The 25607-nt window shown below is 61.2% G+C and carries 25 protein-coding genes; 12 read left to right on the top strand and 13 right to left on the bottom strand.

Annotated features, from left to right (window positions below; all coding sequences use genetic code 11):
- Positions 1-14: 14 nt before the first annotated feature.
- The 3 genes from AAFM31_RS06990 to edd are packed head-to-tail and all read right to left on the bottom strand — an operon-like array spanning position 15 to position 3200.
- Positions 15-665, bottom strand: a complete 651-nt coding sequence (locus AAFM31_RS06990) for a bifunctional 4-hydroxy-2-oxoglutarate aldolase/2-dehydro-3-deoxy-phosphogluconate aldolase (protein WP_341707181.1) — start codon at positions 663-665, stop codon at positions 15-17.
- Positions 649-1386 (bottom strand): 6-phosphogluconolactonase, encoded by a 738-nt coding sequence (gene pgl / locus AAFM31_RS06985; RefSeq protein WP_341707180.1) that lies wholly within the window; start codon positions 1384-1386, stop codon positions 649-651. The genes AAFM31_RS06990 and pgl overlap by 17 nt, the downstream gene beginning before the upstream one ends.
- Positions 1386-3200 (bottom strand): phosphogluconate dehydratase, encoded by a 1815-nt coding sequence (gene edd / locus AAFM31_RS06980; RefSeq protein ID WP_341707179.1) that lies wholly within the window; start codon positions 3198-3200, stop codon positions 1386-1388. Before edd ends, pgl begins: the two co-directional genes overlap by 1 nt.
- 99 nt (positions 3201-3299) lie before the next feature.
- Here edd and pyk point away from each other — a divergent pair, with 99 nt between their 5' ends.
- Together pyk and AAFM31_RS06970 are read left to right on the top strand one after the other, a co-directional pair.
- Positions 3300-4751, top strand: coding sequence for a pyruvate kinase (pyk, locus tag AAFM31_RS06975; protein ID WP_341707178.1), 1452 nt, complete (start codon positions 3300-3302; stop codon positions 4749-4751).
- Positions 4752-4822: 71 nt separating this feature from the next.
- Positions 4823-5413 carry a DoxX family protein gene (locus AAFM31_RS06970; protein WP_341707177.1) on the top strand — a complete coding sequence of 197 codons (591 nt, stop codon included), beginning with the start codon at positions 4823-4825 and terminating at the stop codon, positions 5411-5413.
- Between the two features lie 43 nt (positions 5414-5456).
- Here AAFM31_RS06970 and AAFM31_RS06965 read toward each other — a convergent pair whose 3' ends face one another.
- Positions 5457-6980, bottom strand: a complete 1524-nt coding sequence (locus AAFM31_RS06965) for a fumarate hydratase (protein ID WP_341707176.1) — start codon at positions 6978-6980, stop codon at positions 5457-5459.
- A gap of 312 nt (positions 6981-7292) precedes the next feature.
- Between AAFM31_RS06965 and AAFM31_RS06960 the strand changes: the two genes are divergently transcribed.
- The 3 genes from AAFM31_RS06960 to AAFM31_RS06950 all read left to right on the top strand — a co-directional run bounded on the left by AAFM31_RS06960 (position 7293) and on the right by AAFM31_RS06950 (position 10235).
- Positions 7293-8420 (top strand): GGDEF domain-containing protein, encoded by a 1128-nt coding sequence (locus tag AAFM31_RS06960; protein WP_341707175.1) that lies wholly within the window; start codon positions 7293-7295, stop codon positions 8418-8420.
- On the top strand, positions 8413-9348 hold the full coding sequence (locus tag AAFM31_RS06955; protein WP_341707174.1) for a 2Fe-2S iron-sulfur cluster-binding protein: 936 nt from the start codon (positions 8413-8415) through the stop codon (positions 9346-9348). The genes AAFM31_RS06960 and AAFM31_RS06955 overlap by 8 nt, the downstream gene beginning before the upstream one ends.
- 122 nt (positions 9349-9470) lie before the next feature.
- Positions 9471-10235, top strand: a complete 765-nt coding sequence (locus AAFM31_RS06950) for an enoyl-CoA hydratase (RefSeq protein ID WP_341707173.1) — start codon at positions 9471-9473, stop codon at positions 10233-10235.
- Between the two features lie 46 nt (positions 10236-10281).
- Here the strand turns inward: AAFM31_RS06950 and AAFM31_RS06945 are convergent, their stop codons facing one another.
- Together AAFM31_RS06945 and AAFM31_RS06940 are read right to left on the bottom strand one after the other, a co-directional pair.
- The gene (locus AAFM31_RS06945) at positions 10282-11442 is read right to left on the bottom strand and encodes a phosphatidylserine/phosphatidylglycerophosphate/cardiolipin synthase family protein (RefSeq protein ID WP_341707172.1); all 1161 of its coding nucleotides are present in this window, start codon (positions 11440-11442) and stop codon (positions 10282-10284) included.
- 13 nt (positions 11443-11455) lie between these two features.
- The gene (locus AAFM31_RS06940) at positions 11456-12241 is read right to left on the bottom strand and encodes an MBL fold metallo-hydrolase (RefSeq protein ID WP_341707170.1); all 786 of its coding nucleotides are present in this window, start codon (positions 12239-12241) and stop codon (positions 11456-11458) included.
- Between the two features lie 188 nt (positions 12242-12429).
- Between AAFM31_RS06940 and AAFM31_RS06935 the strand changes: the two genes are divergently transcribed.
- Both AAFM31_RS06935 and AAFM31_RS06930 read left to right on the top strand, forming a co-directional pair.
- Positions 12430-13182, top strand: a complete 753-nt coding sequence (locus tag AAFM31_RS06935; protein WP_371833020.1) for a GNAT family N-acetyltransferase — start codon at positions 12430-12432, stop codon at positions 13180-13182.
- A gap of 2 nt (positions 13183-13184) precedes the next feature.
- Positions 13185-13991 (top strand): lysophospholipid acyltransferase family protein, encoded by an 807-nt coding sequence (locus AAFM31_RS06930; RefSeq protein ID WP_341707168.1) that lies wholly within the window; start codon positions 13185-13187, stop codon positions 13989-13991.
- Here AAFM31_RS06930 and AAFM31_RS06925 read toward each other — a convergent pair.
- Positions 13925-14560 (bottom strand): ACP phosphodiesterase, encoded by a 636-nt coding sequence (locus AAFM31_RS06925; protein WP_341707167.1) that lies wholly within the window; start codon positions 14558-14560, stop codon positions 13925-13927. The two genes, AAFM31_RS06930 and AAFM31_RS06925, sit on opposite strands and share 67 nt — an antisense overlap.
- The gene (locus AAFM31_RS06920; RefSeq protein ID WP_341707166.1) at positions 14560-15480 is read right to left on the bottom strand and encodes a hypothetical protein; all 921 of its coding nucleotides are present in this window, start codon (positions 15478-15480) and stop codon (positions 14560-14562) included. Before AAFM31_RS06920 ends, AAFM31_RS06925 begins: the two co-directional genes overlap by 1 nt.
- 223 nt (positions 15481-15703) lie before the next feature.
- On the opposite strand from AAFM31_RS06920, the gene AAFM31_RS06915 reads away from it, so the two are divergent.
- Together AAFM31_RS06915 and AAFM31_RS06910 are read left to right on the top strand one after the other, a co-directional pair.
- Positions 15704-16066 (top strand): hypothetical protein, encoded by a 363-nt coding sequence (locus AAFM31_RS06915; protein ID WP_341707165.1) that lies wholly within the window; start codon positions 15704-15706, stop codon positions 16064-16066.
- Positions 16067-16149: 83 nt separating this feature from the next.
- Positions 16150-17202 carry a saccharopine dehydrogenase NADP-binding domain-containing protein gene (locus AAFM31_RS06910; protein ID WP_341707164.1) on the top strand — a complete coding sequence of 351 codons (1053 nt, stop codon included), beginning with the start codon at positions 16150-16152 and terminating at the stop codon, positions 17200-17202.
- An 11-nt stretch (positions 17203-17213) separates the two neighbouring features.
- On the opposite strand, the gene AAFM31_RS06905 is transcribed toward AAFM31_RS06910, so the two are convergent.
- Positions 17214-18107 carry a LysR family transcriptional regulator ArgP gene (locus AAFM31_RS06905; RefSeq protein ID WP_341707162.1) on the bottom strand — a complete coding sequence of 298 codons (894 nt, stop codon included), beginning with the start codon at positions 18105-18107 and terminating at the stop codon, positions 17214-17216.
- Between the two features lie 91 nt (positions 18108-18198).
- Here AAFM31_RS06905 and AAFM31_RS06900 point away from each other — a divergent pair, with 91 nt between their 5' ends.
- From AAFM31_RS06900 to AAFM31_RS06890, 3 genes are all read left to right on the top strand, one after another.
- The gene (locus AAFM31_RS06900; RefSeq protein ID WP_341707161.1) at positions 18199-18828 is read left to right on the top strand and encodes a LysE/ArgO family amino acid transporter; all 630 of its coding nucleotides are present in this window, start codon (positions 18199-18201) and stop codon (positions 18826-18828) included.
- Positions 18829-19040: 212 nt separating this feature from the next.
- Positions 19041-19622: a superoxide dismutase [Fe] gene (gene sodB, locus AAFM31_RS06895; RefSeq protein ID WP_341707160.1), complete on the top strand. Its 582-nt coding sequence runs from the start codon at positions 19041-19043 to the stop codon at positions 19620-19622.
- A gap of 218 nt (positions 19623-19840) precedes the next feature.
- Complete coding sequence (locus tag AAFM31_RS06890; protein ID WP_341707159.1) at positions 19841-21901, top strand: EAL domain-containing protein; 2061 nt, start codon at positions 19841-19843, stop codon at positions 21899-21901.
- Between the two features lie 9 nt (positions 21902-21910).
- Here AAFM31_RS06890 and AAFM31_RS06885 read toward each other — a convergent pair whose 3' ends face one another.
- The 4 genes from AAFM31_RS06885 to AAFM31_RS06870 all read right to left on the bottom strand — a co-directional run bounded on the left by AAFM31_RS06885 (position 21911) and on the right by AAFM31_RS06870 (position 25589).
- Positions 21911-22828, bottom strand: coding sequence for a GIDE domain-containing protein (locus AAFM31_RS06885; RefSeq protein ID WP_341707158.1), 918 nt, complete (start codon positions 22826-22828; stop codon positions 21911-21913).
- Positions 22825-23397, bottom strand: coding sequence for a LemA family protein (locus tag AAFM31_RS06880; protein WP_341707157.1), 573 nt, complete (start codon positions 23395-23397; stop codon positions 22825-22827). Before AAFM31_RS06880 ends, AAFM31_RS06885 begins: the two co-directional genes overlap by 4 nt.
- Before the next feature lie 137 nt (positions 23398-23534).
- Positions 23535-24536 carry an RNA polymerase sigma factor RpoS gene (rpoS, locus tag AAFM31_RS06875; protein ID WP_341707156.1) on the bottom strand — a complete coding sequence of 334 codons (1002 nt, stop codon included), beginning with the start codon at positions 24534-24536 and terminating at the stop codon, positions 23535-23537.
- 165 nt (positions 24537-24701) lie between these two features.
- On the bottom strand, positions 24702-25589 hold the full coding sequence (locus AAFM31_RS06870; protein WP_341707155.1) for a peptidoglycan DD-metalloendopeptidase family protein: 888 nt from the start codon (positions 25587-25589) through the stop codon (positions 24702-24704).
- Positions 25590-25607 lie beyond the last annotated feature (18 nt).

The following is a 25607-nucleotide window of genomic DNA, read 5'->3' as shown; positions in this document are numbered from 1 at the left end:
TTGCGGCAGCTGCCTCAGGCGCTGCCGACCTGCCCTGCCGCACGGGCGAGAGACGTGATCTCTGCCCAGCGTGACCGGGCGATCAAATCCGGCGGCGCCACCCAACTTCCGCCCACCGCCATGACATTGGATAACGCCAGATAGGCGGCCAGGTTATCCTGCGAGACGCCGCCCGTCGGGCAAAAGCGCACATCCTTGAACGGCCCGGAAAAGGCCTTGAGCAGGCCAGCCCCGCCAAGAATATGCGCGGGAAAGAGTTTGAAGCGGCGATAGCCAAGCCGATAGCCGACCATCAACTCCGATGCCGTAGCGATCCCCGGCAGCAATGGCACCGGACCGTCGATACCACACTGCAGTAGTTCGTCAGTGCAGCCCGGGGTCACCACAAACTGCGCCCCAGCCGCCAACACCGCCGCGAACTGATCCGCACCCAGCACCGTACCGGCACCGACCGTCAGCGCTGGACGCTCAGCGCGCAGCAGCGCGATCGCATCGATACCCAGCGCAGTACGCAAGGTGATTTCCAGCGTGGTCACACCACCTTCGGCCAGCGCATCGGCCAACGGCAGCACATCTTCCAGCCGCTCAATGTTAAGCAGCGGCAGCAGGCGGGATTGGCTGAACAGGTCGTCCAGCATTTGCGTTTTTTCAGTCAGTGACGTCATTGGGCCGACCATCTTCCGGGCAGTAGTAAATATCCATCGGTGCATCTACAAAAGCCGCAATTGGCCAGGCGCCCGGTTGCTGCGCCTCGATTGCAGCCTTGAGGGTCTGCAACTTGGCTTCGCCGCTGATCGCCAGCAGCCGGTACCGAGCGGAGTGTAACGCACGGCCGGTCATGGTCAACCTCGGCGAGCCGTCGGGCGCTTGAGTGGCAACACAGCCATGTCTGCAATCACGCGACAACCACTCCATCAGCCCTGCTGCTCCAGGAAACAGCGACGCGGTATGGCCATCCGCCCCCATGCCGAGCACTACCACATCCAATGGCAGCCAGTCGGTCAGCGCCTCACTGGCCTGCGCTGCATCAGCCTGTGGTGACCCACCGAGATAGAGCGGCAGCCAGTGCACACGTTCAAATACGGACGCCAAATGGCGGCGCAGCAATCCGGCGTTGCTCTGCGGATCCTGCTCGGGCACCCAGCGCTCGTCGACCAGGGTCACGTGCACACGTTCCCATTCAAGAACATGCCGTGCCAGCACTTGGAGGAACGGAACAGGACTGCGTCCGCCGGACAGCGCCAGGCGCGCCTGCCCCCGCTCATTGATGGCCGCTCGCAGCCGCTCGACGACCGCTGCGGCCAGCGTATCGGCCTGCTGCAGGGCGTCGGCAGAACGCTTCAGCGTGACGCCCTGCTCGGCCAGCCGCGCGTCCATATCCAGCATTACTGATCCGCCTCTCGCAGACTGGCAGTAAAGACACTGCCGCCCTGATCTGCTGCACTGGCCTCGGCGCGCATAAAGGCAAACAGCTCTCGCCCCCAGCCACGGCGCACCGCCTCCGGCGCGGAGGCAGCTGAGCGCGCTTGCCACTCGGCCACAGGTACCTCAATTTCAAGGGTGCCCGCGTCGGCATCGAGCCGCAGTACATCACCATCGCGCAGACGCGCTATCGGACCGCCGTGCAAGGCCTCCGGGCACAGATGAATAGCCGCAGGCACCTTGCCGGAGGCACCAGACAGACGTCCGTCGGTGACCAGCGCCACCCGCTGCCCGCGATCCTGCATGACGCCGAGGTACGGCATCAGCCGGTGCAGCTCGGGCATCCCGTTGGCTGCCGGCCCCTGGAAGCGCACGACTGCGATCAGGTCGCCAGTTAACTCGCCGGCCTCGAAGGCGTGGACAAAATCAGCTTGGCTATCGAACACGCGACAGCCAGCCGTAACCTGACGATGCTCCGCCGCCACTGCCGACACCTTAACCACACCACGACCCAAGGTGCCGGCGATGACCCGCAGCCCACCGTCGGCCGCGAACGGCTCAGCGGTTCCGCGCAACACCTGCTCATCCAGACTGGCAGCAACCCCTTCACGCCAGATCAGTTCGCCGTCCTCCAGCACCGGCTCACGCGTGTAACACTCAAGACCCTCGCCCGCGACCGTCTGCACATCCGCATGCAGCAGCCCTGCATCGAGCAACTGGCGAAACAGGAAAGCGGTGCCGCCGGCCGCCTGAAACTGATTGATATCGGCCTTGCCGCTAGGGTAGATATGCGCCAAAGTCGGCACCACATGCGACAACTCTGCCATGTCATCCCAGTCGAGTTGCAGGCCTGCGGCCTGCCCGATGGCCACCAGATGCAGCGTCAAATTGGTCGAGCCACCGGTTGCCAGCAGCATAACCACCGCGTTGATCAGCGCGCGTTCATCCAGCACATCAGCCAGCCGCCCTCGCCCATCCCGCGCCAGTTTTACTGCTGCGGCCGCTGCCTCACGCGTCAGCACATCGCGCAACTCGCCATCTGGGGCGACAAAGGACGCACCCGGCAGCTGCAGGCCCATCGCCTCGAGCAGCATCTGATTGGTATTGGCGGTGCCGTAAAAGGTGCAGGTACCGGGGCCGTGATAGGAGGCACTCTCTGCGGCCAGCAGCGCCTGTCGGTCCACCTTGCCTTCAGCATAAAGCTGACGCACCCGCGCCTTTTCGCTATTGGGCAGGCCGCTGGACATCGGGCCGGAAGGCACGAACACGGTGGGCAGGTGGCCGAAGCGCAGCGCGCCCATCAGCAGGCCCGGAACGATCTTGTCGCAAATGCCGAGACACAGCGTGGCGTTGAACATGTTGTGCGAGAGCGCCACAGCGGTCGACATGGCGATCACATCACGGCTGGCCAACGACAACTCCATGCCGGGCTCGCCCTGAGTGACGCCATCACACATCGCCGGCACGCCGCCAGCAACCTGCCCGGTTGCGCCCAGGCGACGCAAATGATGTCGCAGAAATTCAGGGTAACGCTCGTAGGGCTGGTGCGCCGAGAGCATGTCGTTGTAAGCGGTAACGATACCGATGTTGACCTCATCAGGCAGTGTCAGCCGTTGCTTGTCCTGTGCCGGACAGGCGGCCATACCGTGAGCCAGATTGCCGCAGGAAAGCCCCTGACGACCGGCCGGAGCATCGCCCATCTGCGCCAGATAGGCCGCTCTGGAACGCGCGCTACGCGCCTTGAGTCGCTCGGTTACCCTGCTCACTACTGCGTGCATCCAGCCTCTCCTGACTCGTTGGTCACTGTACCTACCCGTGACCCCGCATTATGGTCTATTGTAGTGCGCTCCCCAACCCAGCCGCACAAGGACCCCTGAATGTCGCTGCGTCGTACGAAGATTGTCGCCACCCTTGGGCCGGCAAGCAGTAGCCCCGAAAAAATCGCCGAGCTGATTGCTGCCGGCATGAATGTCGCCCGCCTGAACTTTTCCCACGGCAGCCCTGACGAACACCGACAGCGTGCGCAGCTGGTACGCGAAATCGCCGCAGAACAAGGCCAGCATGTCGCTCTGCTCGGCGACCTGCAAGGGCCAAAAATCCGCATCGGACGCTTTGCCGATGGCCCAATTCAGTTAGACGTCGGCGATCACTTCAGACTGTCGACCAGTCACGATCTGAATGGCGGCAACCACGATATTGTCGGTCTCGACTACCCCGAGCTGGTGCAGGACTGCCGCGCCGGCGATGAGCTGCTGCTCGACGACGGCCGCGTCGTCCTGCTGGTAGAAAGCGTCGGCCACGACGAGGTGCGCTGCAAGGTCACCACCGGTGGCCCGCTGTCGAACAACAAGGGTATCAACCGCCGCGGTGGCGGCCTGTCTGCGCCGGCTCTGACCGACAAGGACCGCGCCGACATCAACCTCGCCGCCGAGCTGCAGATGGAATACGTGGCCGTATCGTTCCCACGCGATGCAGCGGATATGGATCTGGCCCGCAAACTGCTGCGCGACGCCGAATCCGACGCCTGGCTGGTGGCCAAGATCGAGCGCGCCGAAGCGGTTGCCGACGATGTTGCACTCGACGGGCTGATTCAGGCCAGTGATGCAGTCATGGTGGCGCGCGGCGACCTGGGTGTGGAAATCGGTGATGCCGAGCTGGTCGGCATTCAGAAACACATCATCAGCCGCGCCCGCAAGCAGAACAAGACAGTGATCACCGCGACCCAGATGATGGAGTCGATGATTACCAGCCCGCTGCCGACCCGCGCCGAAGTCTCCGACGTTGCCAACGCCGCGCTGGATTACACCGACGCGGTGATGCTGTCCGCCGAAACTGCCGCCGGCAGCTACCCGGTTGAAGCGGTCGCGGCGATGGATCGCGTCTGCCGCGGCGCCGAGCGCCAGCCGGTCAGCAAGCGTTCCGGCCATCGGCTGTATCAGGAGTTCGAGCGCTGCGATGAAACCATCGCGCTGGCTGCCATGTATGCGGGCAACCACTTCCCCGGCGTTACTGCGGTCATCACCCTGACCGAAAGTGGCTATACCCCGCTGATCATGTCGCGTATCCGCTCACATCTGCCGATCTTCGCCCTGTCTCCGAACAGCCAGACGCTGGGCCGGGTATCGTTGATGCGCGGCGTGCAGGCCATCCGCTTCAATCCCGCAGAAATGGCCCCAAGCGACATCAACCAGGCCGCCGTGAACTGTCTGCTGCAGGCAGGGCACGTGCAGCCCGGCGACTGGGTGATCCTGACCAAGGGCGATGTCTACAACTCCCGCGGCGGCACCAACTCGATGAAGCTGCTGCATGTCGGTGAGCGACTGGTGTAACACCACTGGGAATCGCGCGTCCTTTAGCCAGTTCGGCGCCTTCGGCGCCGTCTCGCTAAAGGACTCGATGCATGCCAACACTGTTTTTTCGCGCACAACACGCGCTTGATACCTGCCGTACCCTCGACTTTTTCGCACCGCTGCTCATTCGCCTGTACCTCGCGCCCGTCATGTGGATGGCCGGCAGCCGCAAGCTCGCGCACATGGATGCGACCATCGACTGGTTCGATGTCGGCCTCGGCTTGCCCCTACCCGCCCTCATGGCATGGCTGGCGACACTGACCGAGCTGATGGGAGCAATCCTGCTTCTGACCGGACTGGCTGTTCGCTGGGCCAGCATCCCGCTCATGATCACCATGCTGGTAGCCTTGTTTACCGTGCACTGGCCGCACGGCTGGCAAGCCATCGCCGATCCGAGTTCACTATTTGCCAACGAGCGGGTTCAGGAATCTGCCGCAAAGCTGACACGTGCTCGTGCGCTGCTCCAAGAGCATGGTAACTACGACTGGCTCACCAGCAGCGGACGCCTGGTCATCCTCAACAACGGCATTGAATTCGCGGCCACCTACTTCGTGATGCTGTTGAGTCTGTTTTTCACCGGCGCCGGACGCTGGGTGAGCATCGATTACTGGCTTACGCGCCGCCTTGGAACACAGGCATAAAAAAGCCCCGCACCAGGCGGGGCTTCGGTTACCACAGAGAGTCTTACTTGATCTCGACCGCCAGACTTTCGGCAATTTTCTTCTGCCAGATCTGCGGGCCGGTGATGTGCGCGGATTCGCCGGTGCTGTCGACCGCAACGGTGACCGGCATATCCTGCACGTCGAACTCGTAGATCGCTTCCATGCCCAGCTCGGGGAAGGCGATAACCTCGGCTTTCTTGATCGCCTGGGCAACCAGATACGCCGCACCGCCCACCGCCATCAGATAGACCGCCTTGTGGTCCTTGATCGCTTCAATGGCAATCGGGCCGCGCTCGGACTTGCCGATCATGCCCAGCAGGCCAGTCGCCTCAAGGATCTGACGAGTGAACTTGTCCATGCGGGTCGCGGTGGTCGGGCCAGCCGGTCCAACAACCTCGTCACGCACCGGGTCAACCGGGCCAACGTAGTAAATGAAGCGGCCTTTGAGATCAACCGGCAGCTCTTCGCCCTTGTTCAGCATGTCGACCATGCGCTTGTGCGCAGCGTCACGGCCAGTCAGCATCTTGCCGGACAGCAGCACGGTCTCGCCGCTCTTCCAGCTCAGCACGTCTTCCGGGGTAACGGTGTCGAGATTAACGCGGCGCACGCCCTCGCCCACTTCCCAGGTGATTTCCGGGTAGGCGTCCATCGGCGGCGCTTTCAGCTCAGCCGGACCACTGCCGTCGAGCACGAAGTGCGCGTGTCGGGTCGCGGCGCAGTTGGGGATCATGCATACCGGCAGACTGGCTGCGTGGGTCGGGTAATCCTTGATCTTGATATCCAGCACGGTGGTCAGACCGCCCAGACCCTGCGCACCGATACCCAGTGCGTTGACCTTGTCCATGATTTCCAGACGCAGCTCTTCAGCGCGGTTCTGCGGGCCACGGGCGCGCAGTTCATGGATGTCGATCGGATCCATCAACGCTTCCTTGGCCATCACCGCAGCCTTCTCTGCGGTACCACCGATACCAATGCCGAGCATGCCCGGCGGGCACCAGCCAGCGCCCATGGTCGGGACGGTCTTGACGACCCAGTCAACGATCGAGTCGGACGGGTTGAGCATGACCATCTTGGACTTGTTCTCGGATCCGCCGCCCTTGGCAGCCACATCGACTTCTACCTTGTCGCCCGGGACGATCTGGTAGTGGATAACCGCCGGCGTGTTGTCCTTGGTGTTGGTGCGCTTGCCGGCCGGGTCGGCCAGGATAGAGGCACGCAGAACGTTGTCCGGGTTGTTGTAGGCGCGGCGCACGCCTTCGTTGATCATGTCGTCCAGGCTCATGGTGGCGCCGTCCCAGCTGACGTTCATGCCGACCTTGACGAACACAGTCACGATACCGGTGTCCTGGCAGATCGGACGGTGGCCGGTAGCACACATGCGGGAGTTGATCAGAATCTGCGCAATGGCATCCTTCGCCGCCTTGGACTCTTCACGCTCGTAGGCTTCGTGCACAGCCTGGATGAAGTCCACGGGGTGGTAGTAGGAAATGTATTGCAGCGCATCGGCTACGCTCTGGATCAGATCGTCTTGCTTGATAACGGCCATGCTCGGACAGGCTCCTCTATTTGACCGCCGGACCTCGACATACGCCGGGTCAGGCTCACGGAATCAGGCAGGCGCCGACAGAACGGCCGGCTGGCCTGAAAAAATGCGCTGGCAAGTATACCTGAGCTTGGGAAGCGCGAAACAACCTCTTACGTTGTCCCCTGTCGGCGGGAACGACAAGTACCGCGCGTCCGGGCGGCGAGCGGGAAAAGCGTCACAGTTACCGCAGGAAAAATGAAAAGGACTTGCAATACAGCCATCAATCGATAAATTGACGTCATAATGCCATCATTGGAAAGAGAGGCACCGGGCGTGACCGATCTGCAGGATGCACAGAACAAAAAATTCCAACACCTGAGGCTGCAGCGTTTCTACCTGGCGCAGCTCAACTATCTGATCACCTATGTGGTGATCAGCGTGGCCTGGTTTGTCGGGCAGTATCAGGGGTCAATCTGGCTGATGCTGAGCCACATCGGCTTGGGTGTAGGCACCCAGGCGGTATTCCTCGCCTTGATTCGCAGCGACTGGAATCTGCGTTTCAAAGACCCGAGCATGACCAACGCCCAGATTGCCGTGGCGATCCTGCTGATCACCTACCTGCTCGCCTTCGCCGGGCCGCTGCGCGGCAGCCTGATCATGATCTACGCCAATATCCTAGTCTTCGGCATCTTCCAGCTATCGCGCCGGGACTTCCTGATTCACGCGGGGCTGGCACTGGCCTGCTTTGGTGCAGTCATCACCATCGAGCACTACTACCAGCCAGACACCCAAAACTTCACACTTAACCTGGTCGAGTGGTTCATCCTCGCCTGCTTTCTGGTCGGACTGAGCATGACCGCCAGCTATATCCGCGAACTGCGGGAACGCCTGCAGCAACGCCACAATACGTTGCAGGCACACCAGGAAACCCTGCGCGGCATGATGGGCCAACTGCAAAACCTCGCCACTACCGATTCGCTGACCGGACTGGCCAACCGCCGACACTTTATTCAGGAAGCCCAACGCAGAATGACGCTGATGCGTCCAACCCAGCAGATGGGCGTTGCGCTGATCGATCTTGATCACTTCAAACGCATCAATGACCTGTACGGCCATGCTGCCGGAGATGACGTTCTCCAAGGCTTTGCCGAGCTGGCCAGGTCCAGTTTGCGCGATGACGACCTGATTGCGCGCTTTGGCGGAGAAGAGTTCGTATTGCTGCTGGGCAATACCAACGCTGACGCCCTGTATCAATGCGTTGAGCGCCTGCGTCTGAGGTTTGCCGAGCAGGTGTTTGACGCCCTGCCCGAAGGCGTACACTGCACCTTCTCCGCTGGCCTGGCCCTGCTGCAGCCGGAGGATGATTTCGAGGTGTGCCTGAACGATGCCGATCAGGCGCTTTATCTGGCCAAGAACAGCGGGCGCAACCGCAGCGAGATGTACCAGCCAAGCTATGCCTGAGATTCAGATCAAGGACCGTCACCTGCAGGTTGCCGTCGGCAGCAACCTGCTCGACGTCCTGCGTCAGGCCGACCTGCCAATCAATTGGTCGTGCCGTGCCGGCCACTGCCACAGCTGTCTGGTACAAAGCCTGAAACCGGCCGACCTCGGCGGCGCCCAGCTAGGGCTGTCTGCTCAGCAGCAGGCCGACGGCTGGCTGCTCGCCTGCCAGTGCCGAGTAGAACAGGACCTGCAGCTACACCTGCACGACCCTGCAAGCGATGGTCTGCCGGCAACCCTTGAGCGGTTTGAACAACTGCCAGGCAATGTTATTCGCCTGCTGCTGCGGCCGGCCCGCGCCATCCGATATCAGGCTGGCCAACACGCGGTCATCTGGCTTACACGCCAGCTGGCACGCACGTTCTCACTGGCTAGCCTGCCCGGCGAACCGCTACTCGAATTTCACCTGCAAGACCGCGAGAACAGCGCCTTTTGCAGCGCCCTGCGCGACCTGCCACTCGGCAGCACCTGCCACCTGGGCGCTCCCAGTGGGCATCTGACCTACGATCCAGCGTGGCACGATCAACCGTTACTGTTGCTGGCATCCGGCACCGGCCTCGCGCCCCTGCAAGCGATCGCCCGCAGCGCCCTCGCCGCTCAGCACAATGCGCCCATTCAACTCTGGCACTGGCAGGCCGACGGCACTCCCTGCTACCTGCAATCCGCGCTGGAGCAGTTGGCGGATCAGCATCCTCAGCTGCGCCTGCAGCTGCGACCGCGCAGCGAGCTGGACGCAGATTTGCGCCGTCTGCGCTCTCCCGGGCGTGGCGCGCAGGCGCTGATCTGCGGCTCTCCCGCGTTCGTCGAGCGGCTGCGCAAGCCGCTATTCATGGCCGGGCTGCCCGGCCGTCAGGTCCTCGACGAAGCCTTCCTCAGCCGCAACACCTGAGTACACCGCATAATCTCGCGTTTATGCAGGTGCATTCGTCAGACGCAGGGTTCTGGGTTGGGCGTAAAAAGCATGCGACCATGCATGCCACCTCAAGAACCGAACAACAACTGGAGTACACCGTGAGCGAACACCTGCTGATCGACCGCAGCGAGGGCGTACTGACCCTGACCCTGAACCGCGCCGACAAGAAAAATGCCCTGACCCGTGAGATGTACGGCACCATGGGCGAGGCCATCAATGCCGCGCAGGACGACGCCAGTATCCGCGCCGTAGTCATCCAGGGCAGCACCGAATGCTTCACCAGCGGAAATGACGTTGCCGATTTCATCAAGAACGAACGCAGCGGCACTGACAGCCCGGTGTACATCTTCCTCAAAGCGATCTGCCACGCCAGCAAGCCGCTGATCGCGGCGGTCAATGGCCCCGCTGTCGGCATCGGTACCACCATGCTGCTGCACTGCGACCTGATCTATGCAGCCGAAAACGCTCGCCTGAAGATGCCATTCGTTAACCTGGGGCTATGCCCGGAAGCAGGCTCCAGCTTCCTGCTGCCGCGCCTGCTGGGTCACCCACGCGCCGCCGAACTGCTGCTGCTGGGCGAGGAGATCAGTGGCACCCGCGCAGCCGAAATTGGCCTGGTCAATCAGGCGCTGCCAGCCGGTGAAGCGGTACTACAGGCTGCCCGCAAGGCTGCGCTGCGTATCGCCGAACAGCCACCGAGCTCGGTTCGCCTGACCAAACAACTGATCCGCGCTGGCATCAGCCAAACCGCGGACGAGGTAATGGAAACCGAAGGCCAGCACTTCGCCCAGCTGCTGGGCGGTGCAGAGGCCAAGGAAGCACTGACCGCCTTTATGGAAAAGCGCAAGCCAGTATTTGCCTGATCGACCCCGCTACCGGCCCCAACCGGGGCCGGTACAGGCTGTTCGCTCAACGCGGAATGCCGAACAGCCACATCACCGATCGATTGATCTGCCCCCAGAAACGAATCTTGAACCGATGCCACAACGCCAGTTGGCGCCAGCCAGCCAGCGTCCACAGGTAGCTTTCGGCAAAGTCCTGCTCGAAGCTGTCAGCGACCGCCTGCGCCAAATCCGGGTCAACCGCTTGCTGGTTGGCCTCCAGATTCCAGTGCAGCGTCCAGTGATCGAAGTTGCAGGAGCCGAGCGACACCCAGTCGTCTACCAACGCCGTTTTCAGGTGAGTAAAACGCGGCTGGTATTCATAGATTTTGACCCCGGCCTTGAGCAGCCGGGTGTAGAAACGCTGGCCCGCATAGCGAACCGGCGGGTGGTCGATGGTCATACCGCATAGCAGCAGGCGCACATCAACTCCGCGTTTGGCTGCCCGCGCCAGTGCCCGACGAATGCGCCATGAGGGAAGAAAGTACGGCGTTGCCAGCCAGACCCGCTGTTCAGACCGGCGCAATGCCGCAAGCAGCGACACCACCACTTCCTTCTGCTCACGCGCACCGATGTAGGAGACGCGACCATGCCCCTGCCCGCCTGCCGGTACCCGCGGTATATGCGCCCGCCGCACCACTGACAGGCCGCGCTTCTCGCGGCGTCCGCCCTGCTGCCACATACGCTCGAATAGATCGACCCAGTCTTCGACCACCGGCCCTTCGACTTCCAGCATCTGCTCGTGCCAGGGCGTCTTGCCGGTTTTCGGGTCAATTTGGCAGAAGGGATCAGTGATACCGGTACCACCGACGTAGGCGTAACGTCGGTCAACGATGAACAGTTTACGGTGGTCGCGATGAAACAGACGGCGGCCGCTGAACAGACTGGTGGGGTTGTAGAACTGCAGCTCGACACCCATCTCCTCCAGCTCGCGCTGCTCGCTGCGACTCAACCCGTCAGTACCAATCGCATCGAGCAGGCAGCGCACCTGCACCCCGCGCTGCCGCGCGCGCTGCAGCACATCCAGCCACTGCCGTGTGCTGCGCCCGGAGTCCACCAGATAGAGTTCAATGTCGATACGCTCAACCGCCTGATCGAGCGCCGCCAGGATACGTGGAAAGAAGTTGTCACCGTCGATCATCAGGTCGAACCGGTTACCGGTTCGCCACTGGTACACCCGCGCAGTCATGTCACTCCCTGTCTTACGAGGGAATGCGGTAGTCCTCCTGCGTTAACAGATCGAGGCCGCATTCCAGGTTACTGATCCAGTCGAGGAACGCCGAGATGGTATCCGGGTCAGCGAACGGCCGTCCATGCTGTGGCACGATCATCTTCGGCTTCAGCTGGCGGACCATGTTGGCCCACAGACGGCAGGCCTTGTTGCCAGCCATGTAGCGTCGATGAAACCCTTCCATCGTGCTCTTGTGGGCAGCAAAGTCGGTGACAGGTTCCGCATCGTCGACCATGGATGCCCCCATATCGCCGGAAAACAGGATGCCACTGATCGGATCATAGAAGTGCAGATTACCTACCGAATGCAAAAAATGCGCTGGCAGCACCTTGAGCACGGTCTGCCCCAGCGGCACATCCATGCCACGATCCGGCACGGCGATCATCCGCTCGGTGGTGGTCATGCCGGTGTGCTTGGTCAGAAAGCCCGCACTCAGGTGCGGCAGAAAACGCGCCCACAACTTGGAGCAGACCACCCGACAATTGGTATGCAGGAACCATTTATCCAGCGACGCGATGATGTCCGGGTCCTGATGCGAGGCGAACACGTAGGTCAGCTCCCGCAGCGGGATGTAGCGACTGACCGCCATGGACAACGGCGTATAGGTGAGATCTCCGCCCGGGTCCAGCAAGGCATGCTGGTCATGATCGATGATCAGAAACTGGTTTGACTGCACGCCGTCGCCGGTGACCAATTGATCGAAACACAATACCTGATGCGAACCATTGTCGAACAACACTCGGGGCGGGCTTGCCATAGTCGATCACCTTAACCTGCATGTAGGGAGAGAGTGCCGCGAGTGTATCTGCGCCAGCCCCGACCACCAGTGACCTGCATCAAGAGAAGCGACCGTCACACGAACGTCACCACTTGTTCACAAGCCTGACACTGCAACGCCATAGCCTCAGCCTGAACATCACTGAAGATGCCCGGACGGAGGTGTCCATGACAAATGCAGCCCTTGCTTTTGAAGAATCCGCCAACCGCTGCCTGACGGTAGAGCTGGCCGCAGACCCATCCAGCCTGCGGGCCGCCCAGGCCCTGCGCTACCGCGTGTTTGGCGAAGAGTGTGGTGCCAACCTGCACGGCGCCGAACAAGGACTCGACCAGGATCACTACGACCTGCACTGTGAACACCTGATCGTCCGCGACCAGCGCACCGGCGAGGTGGTCGCCACCACGCGCATCCTCGACAGCGAGCGTGCCCGCGGTGCCGGCGGTTTCTACAGCGAAAGTGAATTCCAGCTGGTCGGTCTGACCGACCTGCGCGGCGACGTCATGGAAATCGGCCGCACCTGCGTCCACGCCGACTACCGCAACGGAGCAACCATCTCGGTACTCTGGTCTGGTCTCGCGCAACTTATGAACGAGCGCAACTACAGCTACCTGATGGGCTGCGCCAGCATCGAGATGCACGATGGCGGTATCCAGGCCCACGCGATCATGCAGCGCCTGCGCAGTCGCTACCTGTGCCGCGAATTTCTCAACGCCATTCCCCGCCTGCCGCTGCCAGAGCGCAGCCTGCCAGACAACGTCACTGCGCAGCTGCCGCCGCTACTCAAAGCCTACATGCGCCTGGGCGCCAAAATCTGCGGCGAACCCTGCTGGGACCCTGAATTCAACTGTGCAGATGTATTCATCCTGCTGCGCCGCGAACAGCTGTGCCCGCGCTACGCGCGCCACTTCAAGGCGAGCTGAGCATGACTGGCCGCTCGGTAAACACGCCCCGCCGGGGCGTGCGCCTGATCGCTGTGATCGGCTGGATCAGCTGTGGCCTGTTGCTGGTGTGCTGGGCGCAATTGATGCAATGGCTGCGCCCGGCCAGTGTCGACCAGCAGCGGCAGAAGCTGACCCGCTGGTGGATGCGCAATCTGATTCGCATCCTGCCGCTGCAGGTCAAGGTCAGCGGTAAACCCACTGCCGCCACGGCACTCTGGGTCAGCAACCACGTATCCTGGCTGGACATCGTCGTGCTCGGCGCGCAGGCGCCGGTGCACTTTCTGTCCAAGGCCGAAGTCCGTAGCTGGCCGGTGATCGGCTGGCTGGCCAGCGCTGCCGGCACCTGTTTCATCCAGCGCGGTCAAGGCACCTCAGCCAGCGTGCAGGAGCAACTCACCAGCGTACTCAACGCCAATCGCAGTCTGGTGATCTTCGCCGAAGGCACCACCACAGCCGGGGATCGGGTACGAACCTTCCACGGCCGCTTGCTGTCAGCAGCGATTGATGCGCAGGTGCCGACCCAACCGGTCGCCGTTGCCTACCGCTACGCCGACGAGCGCGACGATATCGCCCCGTTCATCGATGACGACGAGTTCTCGCAGCACCTGTGGCGCCTGCTTGGTTCGAAGGATATCGAGGTTGAAGTGCAGTTCCTGCCGCTGCAGGACAGCACCAGCCAGAACCGCAACCAACTGGCGCGCAACGCCCATACGGCAGTCAGTCAGGCGCTGGGGTTGGATGACGGCAAGATCACCAGCGAACCGGCTGAGGTCAAGGCGGCGGCCTGAGCTTCAGCGTAGCGCTGCAGCTCAGGCATAAAGGCAAGAAAGTCGGCCTCAAAGCCGTCGTAGGCGGCCTCCAGTTCGGCGACCCCGCCCGGGAGGGCGTTTTCCCGGCGCAGGCGCCGCGCCATGTTGTCGACGGCCCGATGCAGGTGCGCCAGTTCGGCATAGCTGCTGAGCCAGTCCTGCTCGCTCATGTAATGCACTACCGTCCAGGCACGCTCGGGCATCCATTCACGTTGTGCCCGCAATTGCTGGTACACGTCCCGGGTGAAGTCCTCTAGCTGTCGATCCGCAAAGCGCGACCAGTGCCGCGCCAGCAGGTGGTCATAGAACATGTCGACCAGAATGCCGGCGAAGCGCCTGCGCTCGGCGCTCACCCTGGCCTTGCTCTGCAGCACCAGCGGATGGGCATCGGTATAGCTGTCGATGCGCCGATGCAACACGATCCCTTCTCGCACCGACTCCGGCAGATCCAGTTGGTGCACCGGCCCTTTGACGAAATCACCCAACATGCTGCCCAGCGCCTGTTCCGGGGACTGCGACCCGAGCAGCAAGTGGGCGAGGAAGTTCATCAGTTACCTTCGACCTGCGCGTGCAGCGCGGCTACCTGGCTCTGCAGGGTATTCAGACTGCGGTTGGTCTGCAGGCGGAAGCTGTCAATCGCCTGCAAGGCCTGATCGTTCGCCGCCATACGGCGATCCAGTTCAGCACGCATGGCCTGCAGCGCCTCATCGTTGCCCTTGTTCTGCAACGCGGTCAGCGCCCGCTTCTGCTCGTCCAACTGCTCAGCGTGCTGACCCAGCTGCAACTGGATGACTGCCAGAGCACTCACCTGTTCTTTGATTTGCTGCACAGTCTGCTCAGATTGCGTGAGCTGCTGTTGCAAGGCGGTCACACTCTCGGCGCGCTGCTTGCTCTCGGCCAGCATACTGGCAGTACTCTCCTGCAGCGCCACAATGGCAGTCTGCTGCGCACTGACTCGCTCACTGCTGCGCTGATCAGCCTGCTGCAAGGCGCTCAATTGCTGTTTGTGCTCGCCCTGCTCTTTACGCAGGGTCTGCAGCAACTCCTCGATCCGCACCAACTGGGCCTTGCGATCCTGCTCGGCAGCACCCAAGGAGTCCTCGGTGGCCGAGACCTTGCCGGTGATATCCTGGATTCGCCCGGAGGCTTCTTCACTGATCCGGGCAAAACTGTTCTGAGTTGCCACCAGCTGCTGACGCAACAAGCTTTGCTGCTGATGGGTCCAGTACCCCAGCCCCAGCAATGCCAGGGTCAACGCAGCGCACAGCGCCCACAAAGGCCCGTTTCCAGACGCAGCCGTTTTCGCGACGGGATCGGCTCGCAGCGCTTCGGCGCTCGACGCACCGGCGCCCACCCCATCGGCGCGGGTCGCGTAGGTGCCAGTCGCCGCCTTGGAAAAACGCTCATTGTCATGGCTGTCACGCGTCGCACTGAGGCTTGGCAGCTCACCCAACTCCGGTTCCTTCATCTCACCCTCTCAGCATTAATACCCTGAAACCCTTGCGCCAGAGCGGTGCAGCGATGCACCACCAGGCCGCACAACATGACATAAAAACACCTGCCAACGGCCTTTGACCGCAGCAAAACAGCATTTATCCGCCCCTGCGCAGACATTGGTACACATTCTGCTTGCGGAAAATAGACTTGGCTATAACACCTTTTGCAGCCAACGACCTACGGGGGGTATGAGCATGATTGCAGAAGCACAGTTCAACCGCGCCACACTGGATTGCATGACGGCACTGCGCCGGCAGATCAAGCGCACCTTGGGCGTGACCATTCGCCTGGGTGACCCGGACGCGGTAGAGAGCATGATAGGTCTGAGCCGAGACTGCACTTCAGCAGAAATCCGCGAGCTCGGTTCGCGCCTGGCCGACATGGTGAAACCCGGCACCGAAGATCACGGCCCATCGCCGCTAGCGCAGGGGGCGATTGCCTCCCGCCAATTCCAGCACCGCGAAGAAAATATTGCCCGGCTCGAAGCCGAGGCCGAGCGCGGTGAAGCTCCCAGCGGCAGCGTTCGCATCTATCGCGGCCAGGTCATTCGCGGCTGAGCACACAGACCGGCGGTCAGCCGCTGGCAGAAGTCAGCCCGAGCCATTACTCTGATTGCTCCCGGTGATTCAGGAGCAAGTGCATGCAGCAATGGATGATCTACGGCGCCAACGGCTACACGGGCCGATTGCTGGCCAAGGCGGCCGTCAAGCGAGGCCTGAAACCGGTACTTGCCGGGCGGGATAAACACGCCATCAAAGCGCTCGCAGATGAGCTGCAACTGCCATTTCGCTGCTTTGACCTGCGCCAGCCAGACGAAGTACGCAACGGCCTGAAAGATATCCGGGTCACACTGCACTGCGCCGGCCCCTTTTCCGCCACCAGCCAGCCGATGATCGATGCGTGCTTAGCCAGCGGTTGTCACTACCTGGACATCACCGGCGAGATTGATGTTTTCGTCGCAGCGCAAAGCCGCCAGGCCGAGGCCGAACAGGCTGGCATCGTAATTTGTCCCGGCGTTGGCTTTGATGTCATCCCGACCGACTGTATAGCGGCGCAGCTGAAGCTGGCCCTGCACGACGCCGACCGCCTGGCGCTCGGTTTCGACACGGTCAGCTCCCTGTCTCCGGGCACCGCAAGAACCTCGGTTGAGGGCCTCAAATACGGCGGACGTATTCGCAAGGACGATCGCATTCAGACGGTGCCGCTGGCCTACCAGAGTCGCGAGATCGACTTTGGCAACGGCACCAAGCACGCCGTCACCATTCCTTGGGGCGATATCGCCACTGCCTGGTTTACCACTGGCATCGACGACATCGAAGTGTTTATCCCCATGGCACCGAGTGCGGCCGCGCGCCTGCGCGGGCTTGATCGTTTTCGCCCGCTACTCGGGCTTCCCCCAGTCCAGGCACTGCTCAAATATCTCGTTGCCCGACGCATCCACGGCCCTGATCACCACCAGCGGGAAGCGGCCCGCTGCTACGTCTGGGGAGAGGCGCAGAACCGGGCAGGCAAGAAGGTGGTAGCCCGTATCGAGACCGCGAACGCCTACGACGTTACCGTTGAAGGGGCGCTGCATGCGGTAACTTTTCTGTTGAAAAACCAAGCAGCGCCCGGCTATTACACGCCATCGCGACTGCTGGGCCCGGACTGCATCGAGAAGCTGCCGGGCTCAGGCCCCATGCACATCGAGTAGCATCGGCCGTCTCACGCGCCGGAGGCCAGCAGGGCCGGTGCCCGGCGCGCGAGCTCCGCAGTCAGCCCCTCCAGCAACTGCCCACCCGTGCGCCAGTAGTGCCAATACAGCGGCACGGGCTGCGACCACCCAGGCAGCAACTCCTGCAAACGACCATTACCCAAGGCGTCAGTGATTTGCAGCGCGGGCACCATTCCCCAACCCACTCCGGCCTCCAGCATCCGCACAAACCCCTCAGACGACGGACACAGGTGATATTCAAAATCGCCGTCCACACCCAGTTGCCGGACAAACCGATGCTGCAACTGATCATCCGGGCCATAGACAACAGCGGGGACACTGCGCACATCCGCCTGTGCCAACCCATTGGGGAAGTGACGCTGGATAAACGCCGGACTGGCCACCGCGAGATAATGCATCTCGCCCAGCAACAGGCTCCGAGCCCCTGCAACCGGCTGCTCTACGGCGCACACGCATGCCGCGACCTCACCACTGCGCATGCGCCTGAGGCCCACATCCTGATCCTCCAGCTGCTGGTCCAGCAGTACCCGCTCGCGCTCACACCATGGCGCAACCGCCGCCGCCCACCAGGTCGCCAGACTGTCCGCGTTGAGCGCCACCCTCAGCCGAGTACGGCCTGCGTCGCTGGCGATCTGCGGAAGGTCATGACGCAGGTCTCGCTCCAGCAGTCGTACCTGCTGAACATGGTTAAGCAACCGCTGCCCTGCAGCGGTTGCCTGAGGCGGTGTCGCACGGACCAGCACCGGTGCGCCCAACCGCGCCTCCAGCAGCTTGATGCGCTGCGAAATTGCTGACTGGGAAAGCCCCAGCACGCTGGCCGCCCGTTCGAAGCCACCCTGTTCGACCACCGCAGCCAACGCGGCCAGAAGCTTGTAATCCAGCATGATCATTTTTCCTAATGCGATATCAGCATTATTGTTTTTTCTAATCTCACAATCTACTGCACACTGGCGCCGTTTTCAGTCGGAGCCCACCATGCCCTCGCTTTTCTACAGTTATTTCAGCGGACTAATCGCCGCCGCCGGCCTGATCATGGCCATCGGTGCGCAGAACGCCTTTGTGCTCGCCCAAGGCCTGCGCCGGGAACATCACATCAGCGTCGCACTGATCTGCATGACCTGCGATGCCATCCTGATTCTCGCAGGAACCTTCGGCCTCGCTGCACTGTTGCAGGCCCACCCGCTGGCAATGGAAATCACTCGCTGGGGCGGAGTAGCCTTCCTCACCGTCTACGCACTGCAGGCGTTGATGCGCGCCCTTTCTCCGCGTGGCCTGGAGGCCATGCACGCACCATCGCGTTCACGCCGCACCGTGCTGATGTCGACCCTGGCCGTCACCCTCCTCAACCCCCATGTCTATCTCGACACCATGGTCCTGATCGGCAGCCTCGCCGCGCAACATAGCCTGCCGCTGGTGTTCGCCCTCGGCGCAGCCAGCGCATCGATTCTTTGGTTCACGCTGCTGGCACTCGGCTCGGCGCGCCTTGCTCCGGTACTGCACCGCCCCATTACCTGGCGCTGTATCGACATCGCAGTCGCGGCGATGATGCTGGCGATTGCCTGGTCGCTGGCAAAACCCGCGCTGCAGACCGTCTGGACGTCCTAAAACCACATGGAAGGTGCGTGGATAGCGACACATTCAGGTGCTATGATCGGGGCTTCCCGATCGCAAGACGGGCAGCGCCCGGCGGAGCGAGTACCAGCTGCCGACAAGAAGGCGTAGACGGTTCGCCCAGGGGCCCTTGCGGCCCAGGCCAGCCGTCGAGACGAACGATACGATCGTTTCCGGAACGTGATACCTGACGATGGAGATAAACCATGGCTTTTGAATTACCCGCACTCCCCTACGAAAAGAATGCACTGGAACCGCACATCTCTGCAGAGACCCTGGACTTCCACCACGGCAAGCATCACAACACCTACGTTGTGAACCTGAACAACATGGTTCCGGGCACCGAGTACGAAGGCAAGAGCCTGGAAGAAATCATCAAGACTTCCAGCGGCGGCGTGTTCAACAACGCGGCGCAAATCTGGAACCACACTTTCTACTGGAACTGCCTGAGCCCGAACGGCGGCGGAGAGCCGACTGGCGAACTGGCCGAAGCCATCAACAAGGCGTTCGGTTCCTTCGCAGCATTCAAGGAAGAGTTCAGCAAGGTTTCCATCGGCACCTTCGGTTCCGGCTGGGGCTGGCTGGTCAAGAAAGCTGACGGTTCCCTGGCCCTGGCCAGCACCATCGGCGCAGGCTGCCCGCTGACCAGCGGCGACACCCCGCTGCTGACCTGTGACGTTTGGGAGCACGCTTACTACATCGACTACCGCAATGCGCGTCCGAAGTACGTAGAAGCATTCTGGAACCTGGTCAACTGGGACTTCGTAGCGAAGAATTTCGCTGCCTGATCCTGACTGACTTTGCGTCCCCACAACACCCTGCCTCGGCAGGGTGTTGTGCTTTTGGGGGCCTTAAAATGATTGCACTTTGACCTCACCCGCCAGATTGTCGATACTCGAATGACGCGGCCCTGAATATTGTGGTTTGCGAGTCTTGCGCAGGCGCTGGAATTGCCTGCATGATGGCCTAAACGCGCGATCCATCAGGATAAAGGAATAAGAAGACGTTGAAGCTCGAGCGCCGGCATAGTCTCTCCATCAAGCTACTCCGCCTGGTATTGCTTTGGGCGTTGCTGGTAGGTTTGGTGTTAAGCCTTGGACAGATCGCATTTGACTGGCGTAAAGAACGCCAGCAAATCAACCGCACCGCCGAACAAATCCTGGCGATGTCCCAAGATCCTGCGACGCAAGCGGTCTACAGCCTGGACCGGGAAATGGCGCTGCAGGTTATCGGCGGGCTGTTCGAACATCCCGCTGTTCGGTTTGCCTCCATCGGACACCCTGACGAAACGCAACTTGCCAGCCGCGAACGCCCTCTCGCCGACTCCCCCGTGCGCGGTGTTACCGACTGGTTGTTTGGCGTAGAACAGCACTACAGCGTCGGCCTGTTCGGCCGAGAGCCGTACAACGAGTACTATGGCGACCTGCGCATCGTGCTCGACACCGCGCCCTACGGCGAAGATTTCCTCGAAAGCTCACTGATTATCCTGCTCTCCGGCGTCCTGCGTGCCATCGCCATGGCTCTGGCACTATATCTGCTCTACTACCTGCTGCTGACCAAACCGTTGGCTGGCATCATCAGCCGTATCAGCGACATCAACCCAGATCACCCGGGCAAGATGCACATTCCGATGTTGCCGGGCCAAGAGAAGAACGAGCTGGGTCTGTGGATCAACAAAGCCAACGAACTGCTTGAGTCCATTGAGCGCAACAGCAATCGGCGTCGCGAAGCCGAGGCCAACCTCCTGCACATGGCTCAGCACGACCACCTGACCGGCCTGCCAAACCGCAGCATGCTGCAGGAGCAGCTCAGCCGAATTCTCGGCGATGCCGGTCGGCGCCAGCGTGGCGTCGCCGTACTGTGCTGCGGCCTGGACGATTTCAAGGAAATCAACGAGCAGTTCAGCTATCAGTCCGGCGACAGTCTGCTGGTGACCGTAGCCGATCGCCTGCGCGCCAACAGCGGCCGCCTGGGTAGTCTGGCCCGCCTGGGCGGCGACCAGTTCGCATTGATACAAACCGGCGTCAATGAGCCTTATGAAGCTGCAGAACTGGCCCAGACCATCCTCGACGATCTGGGCCGCCCGTTCGAGATTGGTGGGCACACCGTAAGCCTGCGCGCCACCATCGGCATCACCCTGTTCCCTGACGATGGCGATAACGCCGAGAAGCTGCTGCAGAAGGCAGAGCAGACGATGATGCTGGCCAAGGCCCGCTCACGAAACCGCTATCAGTTCTATATCGCCAGCCTCGACAGCGAAATGCGGGTGCGCCGCGAGCTGGATAAAGAACTGCGCGGCGCGCTTGAGCGCAACGAGTTTCATCTGGTCTATCAGCCGCAAGTCGCATTCGACGACTATCGGGTAGTCGGCGTCGAAGCGTTGCTGCGCTGGCATCACCCTGAGCGCGGACTGGTCCCCCCAGACCTGTTCATTCCGCTGGCCGAACAGAACGGCTGCATTATCGAGATCGGCGAATGGGTGCTCGACCAAGCCTGCCGCCAACTCCGTATCTGGCACGACAGTGGGCTTACGGATCTGCGCATGGCCGTCAACCTGTCGACCGTACAACTGCATCACAGCGAGCTGTCACGGATCGTTACCAACCTGATCCAGCGTTATAAACTGCCGCCCCGCTGCCTGGAAATGGAAGTCACCGAAACCGGCCTGATGGAGGATATTTCCGCCGCTGCAGGGCACCTGAATAGCCTGAAAAAAGCAGGCGTACAGATCGCCATCGATGACTTCGGAACCGGTTACTCGTCGCTCAGCTATCTGCGCGGCCTGCCGCTGGACAAGATCAAGATCGACCGCAGCTTTGTGCAGGACGTTCTGGTCGATGAAGACGATGCCACCATCGTTCGTGCGATCATCCAACTGGGCCGCAGCCTGAACATGGAAGTGATCGCCGAAGGGGTAGAGTCAGCGGAACAGGAAGCCTACATCATCGCGCAGGGCTGCAACGAAGGCCAAGGCTACTATTACAGTCGCCCGCTCTCGGCAACAGCCTTCACTGATTGGGTTCACAGTTACTCGGGCGGCCAGGCTCGGCGGTCAGAGCTGAGTTAAACGCAGCACCTAGGCCACCCAAAACCAGCATGCCAGGGGCGCACTGACGGCCAAACCGACCAGGCTCCACAGTGAACTACGGCGCAGACGACGGCTCAGGTCCGCCTCATGATGGTCAGAAAGAATAAACGGCAACCCTCGCCGTGACGGCTTACCCAGTGCATGGACCAGCGGGCGCTGCCCATCCGCCCGCGCCAGCCGCTCCGACTCAATATCGGCCGCCTGCCGCACACGCTCCCATTCACTCATGTCCAGCGTGCCGTCGCCATTACGGTCAAAGCGAGCAAGCAAGTCGTCGTAGTCCGCTTTCCAGCTACTGATGACCTGTCGCGCAGCGGCCTGGCGATCGAACTGATCACGACCGCCGCCACGGCTCTCAAACCAGCCCAGCGCGTACAGCATCTCACCTTCGGTGAACCACTCTTCTGTATAGCGATAGCGCTTGCCAATGAGGCCCGCCAACAGGCCGGTACGCACCGAGCGGCCACCGGGCCAGCGCTGACTCCCCTCCCAGCGCCGCCGCTGGCGCGGATGCACCTCCGCACCCTTGGGCATGATCCAGCAACTGCCCGTGTCATCACGCAGCAGGAATGGACGCTCGGACACACCCTGCTCTACGGTTTGCCAGTTGTCGTTCTTGCCGCTGCGGCGATACTCCTCCACGCGAAATCGGTACCACAGGCAATCGACCTCACCCAGTGGCGAAATAAGCGGCGTGTGACCGCCGGCATCCAGCGTCCCCTGCAGCTCGACCAGACCCTGAGCGGCTGAGCGCACTTTTGAGGTAGGCGTGTCTTCGAGCCAGCGGGCCCGCCGCAGACGGGTCAGCATGAAGTACAGGCAGACTAGCGCTACAGCGGTAATGATCGAACTTAGAAGGTAATAGTTTGCCGGCGACAGTTGCAGTACGCCGTGCACATTAATCATGAAAACAGGGTCCGAATATCAACGTCGGCCTTTTCTTCCTCGGTGAACTGCAGCAACTCCGCCGGCTTGAAGGTGAACAGACGCGCCAGCAGCACTTCCGGGAATTGCTCAATTCGCACATTATTGATATTCACCGCGGCGTTATAGAGCTCGCGGCGATCGGCGATTCCGCTTTCCAGGCCGCTGATGCGTTCCTGCAGATGCTGGAAGGACTCACTGGCCTTAAGGTCCGGGTAGTTCTCTGCCAGCGCAAACAATTGCCCAAGGCCCGCTCGCAGCGCTGTTTCGGCTCGGCCAACACCTTTCACGTCCGAGTCAGCCCGGGCGGACGCCACTGCGCCTCTGGCCGCAATCACACGCTCCAGCGTCTGGGTTTCATGTTGCATGTATCTGCGGCAGGCCTCGACCAGCTTGGGCAGTTCGTCGTGGCGCTGACGCAGCAACACATCAATATTGGACCAGGCTTGGCTGACCGCGTGCTTCACGCTCACCAACTGGTTGTACAGCATGATCGCGTAAAGCAGCGCAACGCCCAGCACTACCAGCACGATGACCGTTGTCAGTTCCATCTTCCTCTCTCCTGTTCCAATGCGATCCGTGACGCCGCGCAGTCTCCCTGCGCCACGCCAACTATAAAGAGATTACAAAAAAGCCGCCATGCACAAGCATGACGGCTTTCTGGTCGCCTGAAGGCTATCTTGGCTACTTACTGAAAGAGCGATTCACCGGTCAGACCGTGCTGCTCAAGGATGTCGCGCAGACGCTTGAGCGCCTCCACCTGAATCTGTCGAACCCGTTCGCGGGTAAGACCGATCTCCCGGCCGACCTCTTCCAGTGTACTGCTTTCATGACCACGCAGACCGAAGCGCCGCGTAACCACTTCACACTGTTTCTCGGTCAACTCGCCCAGCCACTGGTCGATGCTCGCGTTGAGATCATCATCCTGCAGCAGATCACAAGGATCCGTACCCTGCTCATCGGTCAGCGTATCAAGCAGCGTCTTGTCGGAATCCGGACCAAGCGACATATCAACCGACGCGACCCGTTCATTCAGGCCAAGCATACGTTTGACGTCTTCGACCGGCTTGTCCAGCAGGTTCGCGATCTCTTCCGGCGAAGGTTCATGATCCAGCTTCTGAGTCAGCTCACGGGCCGCACGAAGGTAAATATTCAGTTCTTTGACTACATGAATCGGCAGGCGAATGGTACGCGTCTGGTTCATGATCGCCCGCTCGATGGTCTGGCGAATCCACCAGGTCGCGTAGGTCGAGAACCGGAAGCCGCGCTCGGGGTCGAATTTTTCCACAGCACGGATCAGGCCGAGGTTACCTTCCTCGATCAGATCGAGCAGGGTGAGCCCCCGATTGACATAACGCCGGGCGATCTTGACGACCAGCCGCAGGTTACTTTCGATCATGCGCTTTCGGCCGGCCGGGTCGCCCTTCTGCGCCAGCCGCGCAAAATGCACTTCCTCTTCGGGGGTCAACAGCGGAGAAAAACCGATTTCATTGAGATACAGCTGCGTTGCATCCAGCTGTTTGGTGAACTCGAACGCATTCTCGCGTCGATGGTTGCGCGGCGTTATCCGCTTGGTGTCAACGGAAACTGGCATTTCACTGACCTCCTCATCTTCCATGATGGCACTGTCTTGCAACGTGCTGTTCAGCTCAACGTCCTGGTCTGGCTGCTTCTTATTTTTTACTGCCATATGCGCGCCCCAATTTCGGTATAACGCGGTAACGGCACAGCCCACCAACACCACCACCCCATTTGGGCCGTGCGTCCCTACTGACTGTCGCAATGCAACAGGACCATCACGTTCTGGCAGACTGCCTATCGAATATGACAAACCTGTTTCAGTACCACCTTACCATCAAGATCTGGGCAAATACGCCAACGGGTCTACAGGTTGACCTTTGCGCCTGATCTCAAAATGCAGCTTGACCCGGTCGGTACCGCTACTGCCCATCTCGGCAATTACCTGACCAACCTTGACCTGATCCCCTTCTTTCACCAACAGGCGACTGTTATGTGCATAGGCACTGAGGAAGGTCTCGTCATGCTTGATGATGATCATGTCGCCGTAGCCGATCAAGCCTCGCCCCGCGTACACGACAGCACCATCAGCTGCTGCCTTGACAGGCTCACCCAATTGCCCGGCAATATCAATCCCTTTATTCAAACTGCCGTTTGATTGAAAACGCGCCAGCAATTGACCCCGTGCCGGCCAGCCCCAGCCCGACGCACTGATCGGGCCTGCCGAAGAGGAACTGGCAGATGAACTAGCGGGCGTTGTACTGGTGGGCGCAGGCGAAGCAGAAACACTCGTGCTAGAGCGGATGGGATTCGTTTCAGCAGGGGTACTGCGCACACTTGAGGTTTGACTGCGCGTTGATGCTAAAGCAGTAACGCGAGGTGTAGAAACCACAGGAGACGACGCTATGCGCGTATTTGAGCGACGCGCAAGGCTTATACGCTGGCCGGGGTAAATAGTATAGGGCGCACGCAAATTGTTGTTGCTGGCCAGGGTTTTCCAGTCCCAACCGTAGCGGAATGCAATCTGATACAGCGTCTCGCCGCGCTGTACAGTGTGATACCCGGTGGTAACAGTATGCGCACGCATGCCACCGCGGCCACGATCGTCAATGGGAACGGTACCGGATGGCCCGGCACAGGCGGATAATAGCGCCGCCAATAACACTATACCGGCACGTTTCAACGGCTCAACGGCCCCATGCCCGTAACGCACACACAGCCCCATTCCTGGTTGGCTCCCGTT

Origin of the sequence: Halopseudomonas sp. (assembly GCF_038130085.1) — a bacterium.
In the GTDB taxonomy this organism is placed as follows: domain Bacteria; phylum Pseudomonadota; class Gammaproteobacteria; order Pseudomonadales; family Pseudomonadaceae; genus Halopseudomonas.
Note: the sequence above shows the minus strand (reverse complement) of the source record. Positions and strands in the feature narration are given on the sequence as shown.

What these genes read in the sequence shown, in the direction of transcription:
- AAFM31_RS06990 (WP_341707181.1), bottom strand. Translation starts at nt 665, where the DNA reads ATGACGTCACTGACTGAAAAAACGCAAATGCTGGACGACCTGTTCAGC.
- pgl (WP_341707180.1), bottom strand. Translation starts at nt 1,386, where the DNA reads ATGCTGGATATGGACGCGCGGCTGGCCGAGCAGGGCGTCACGCTGAAG.
- edd (WP_341707179.1), bottom strand. Translation starts at nt 3,200, where the DNA reads ATGCACGCAGTAGTGAGCAGGGTAACCGAGCGACTCAAGGCGCGTAGC.
- pyk (WP_341707178.1), top strand. Translation starts at nt 3,300, where the DNA reads ATGTCGCTGCGTCGTACGAAGATTGTCGCCACCCTTGGGCCGGCAAGC.
- AAFM31_RS06970 (WP_341707177.1), top strand. Translation starts at nt 4,823, where the DNA reads ATGCCAACACTGTTTTTTCGCGCACAACACGCGCTTGATACCTGCCGT.
- AAFM31_RS06965 (WP_341707176.1), bottom strand. Translation starts at nt 6,980, where the DNA reads ATGGCCGTTATCAAGCAAGACGATCTGATCCAGAGCGTAGCCGATGCG.
- AAFM31_RS06955 (WP_341707174.1), top strand. Translation starts at nt 8,413, where the DNA reads ATGCCTGAGATTCAGATCAAGGACCGTCACCTGCAGGTTGCCGTCGGC.
- AAFM31_RS06945 (WP_341707172.1), bottom strand. Translation starts at nt 11,442, where the DNA reads ATGACTGCGCGGGTGTACCAGTGGCGAACCGGTAACCGGTTCGACCTG.
- AAFM31_RS06940 (WP_341707170.1), bottom strand. Translation starts at nt 12,241, where the DNA reads ATGGCAAGCCCGCCCCGAGTGTTGTTCGACAATGGTTCGCATCAGGTA.
- AAFM31_RS06935 (WP_371833020.1), top strand. Translation starts at nt 12,430, where the DNA reads ATGACAAATGCAGCCCTTGCTTTTGAAGAATCCGCCAACCGCTGCCTG.
- AAFM31_RS06930 (WP_341707168.1), top strand. Translation starts at nt 13,185, where the DNA reads ATGACTGGCCGCTCGGTAAACACGCCCCGCCGGGGCGTGCGCCTGATC.
- AAFM31_RS06925 (WP_341707167.1), bottom strand. Translation starts at nt 14,560, where the DNA reads ATGAACTTCCTCGCCCACTTGCTGCTCGGGTCGCAGTCCCCGGAACAG.
- AAFM31_RS06920 (WP_341707166.1), bottom strand. Translation starts at nt 15,480, where the DNA reads ATGAAGGAACCGGAGTTGGGTGAGCTGCCAAGCCTCAGTGCGACGCGT.
- AAFM31_RS06915 (WP_341707165.1), top strand. Translation starts at nt 15,704, where the DNA reads ATGATTGCAGAAGCACAGTTCAACCGCGCCACACTGGATTGCATGACG.
- AAFM31_RS06910 (WP_341707164.1), top strand. Translation starts at nt 16,150, where the DNA reads ATGCAGCAATGGATGATCTACGGCGCCAACGGCTACACGGGCCGATTG.
- AAFM31_RS06905 (WP_341707162.1), bottom strand. Translation starts at nt 18,107, where the DNA reads ATGCTGGATTACAAGCTTCTGGCCGCGTTGGCTGCGGTGGTCGAACAG.
- AAFM31_RS06900 (WP_341707161.1), top strand. Translation starts at nt 18,199, where the DNA reads ATGCCCTCGCTTTTCTACAGTTATTTCAGCGGACTAATCGCCGCCGCC.
- sodB (WP_341707160.1), top strand. Translation starts at nt 19,041, where the DNA reads ATGGCTTTTGAATTACCCGCACTCCCCTACGAAAAGAATGCACTGGAA.
- AAFM31_RS06885 (WP_341707158.1), bottom strand. Translation starts at nt 22,828, where the DNA reads ATGATTAATGTGCACGGCGTACTGCAACTGTCGCCGGCAAACTATTAC.
- AAFM31_RS06880 (WP_341707157.1), bottom strand. Translation starts at nt 23,397, where the DNA reads ATGGAACTGACAACGGTCATCGTGCTGGTAGTGCTGGGCGTTGCGCTG.
- rpoS (WP_341707156.1), bottom strand. Translation starts at nt 24,536, where the DNA reads ATGGCAGTAAAAAATAAGAAGCAGCCAGACCAGGACGTTGAGCTGAAC.
- AAFM31_RS06870 (WP_341707155.1), bottom strand. Translation starts at nt 25,589, where the DNA reads ATGGGGCTGTGTGTGCGTTACGGGCATGGGGCCGTTGAGCCGTTGAAA.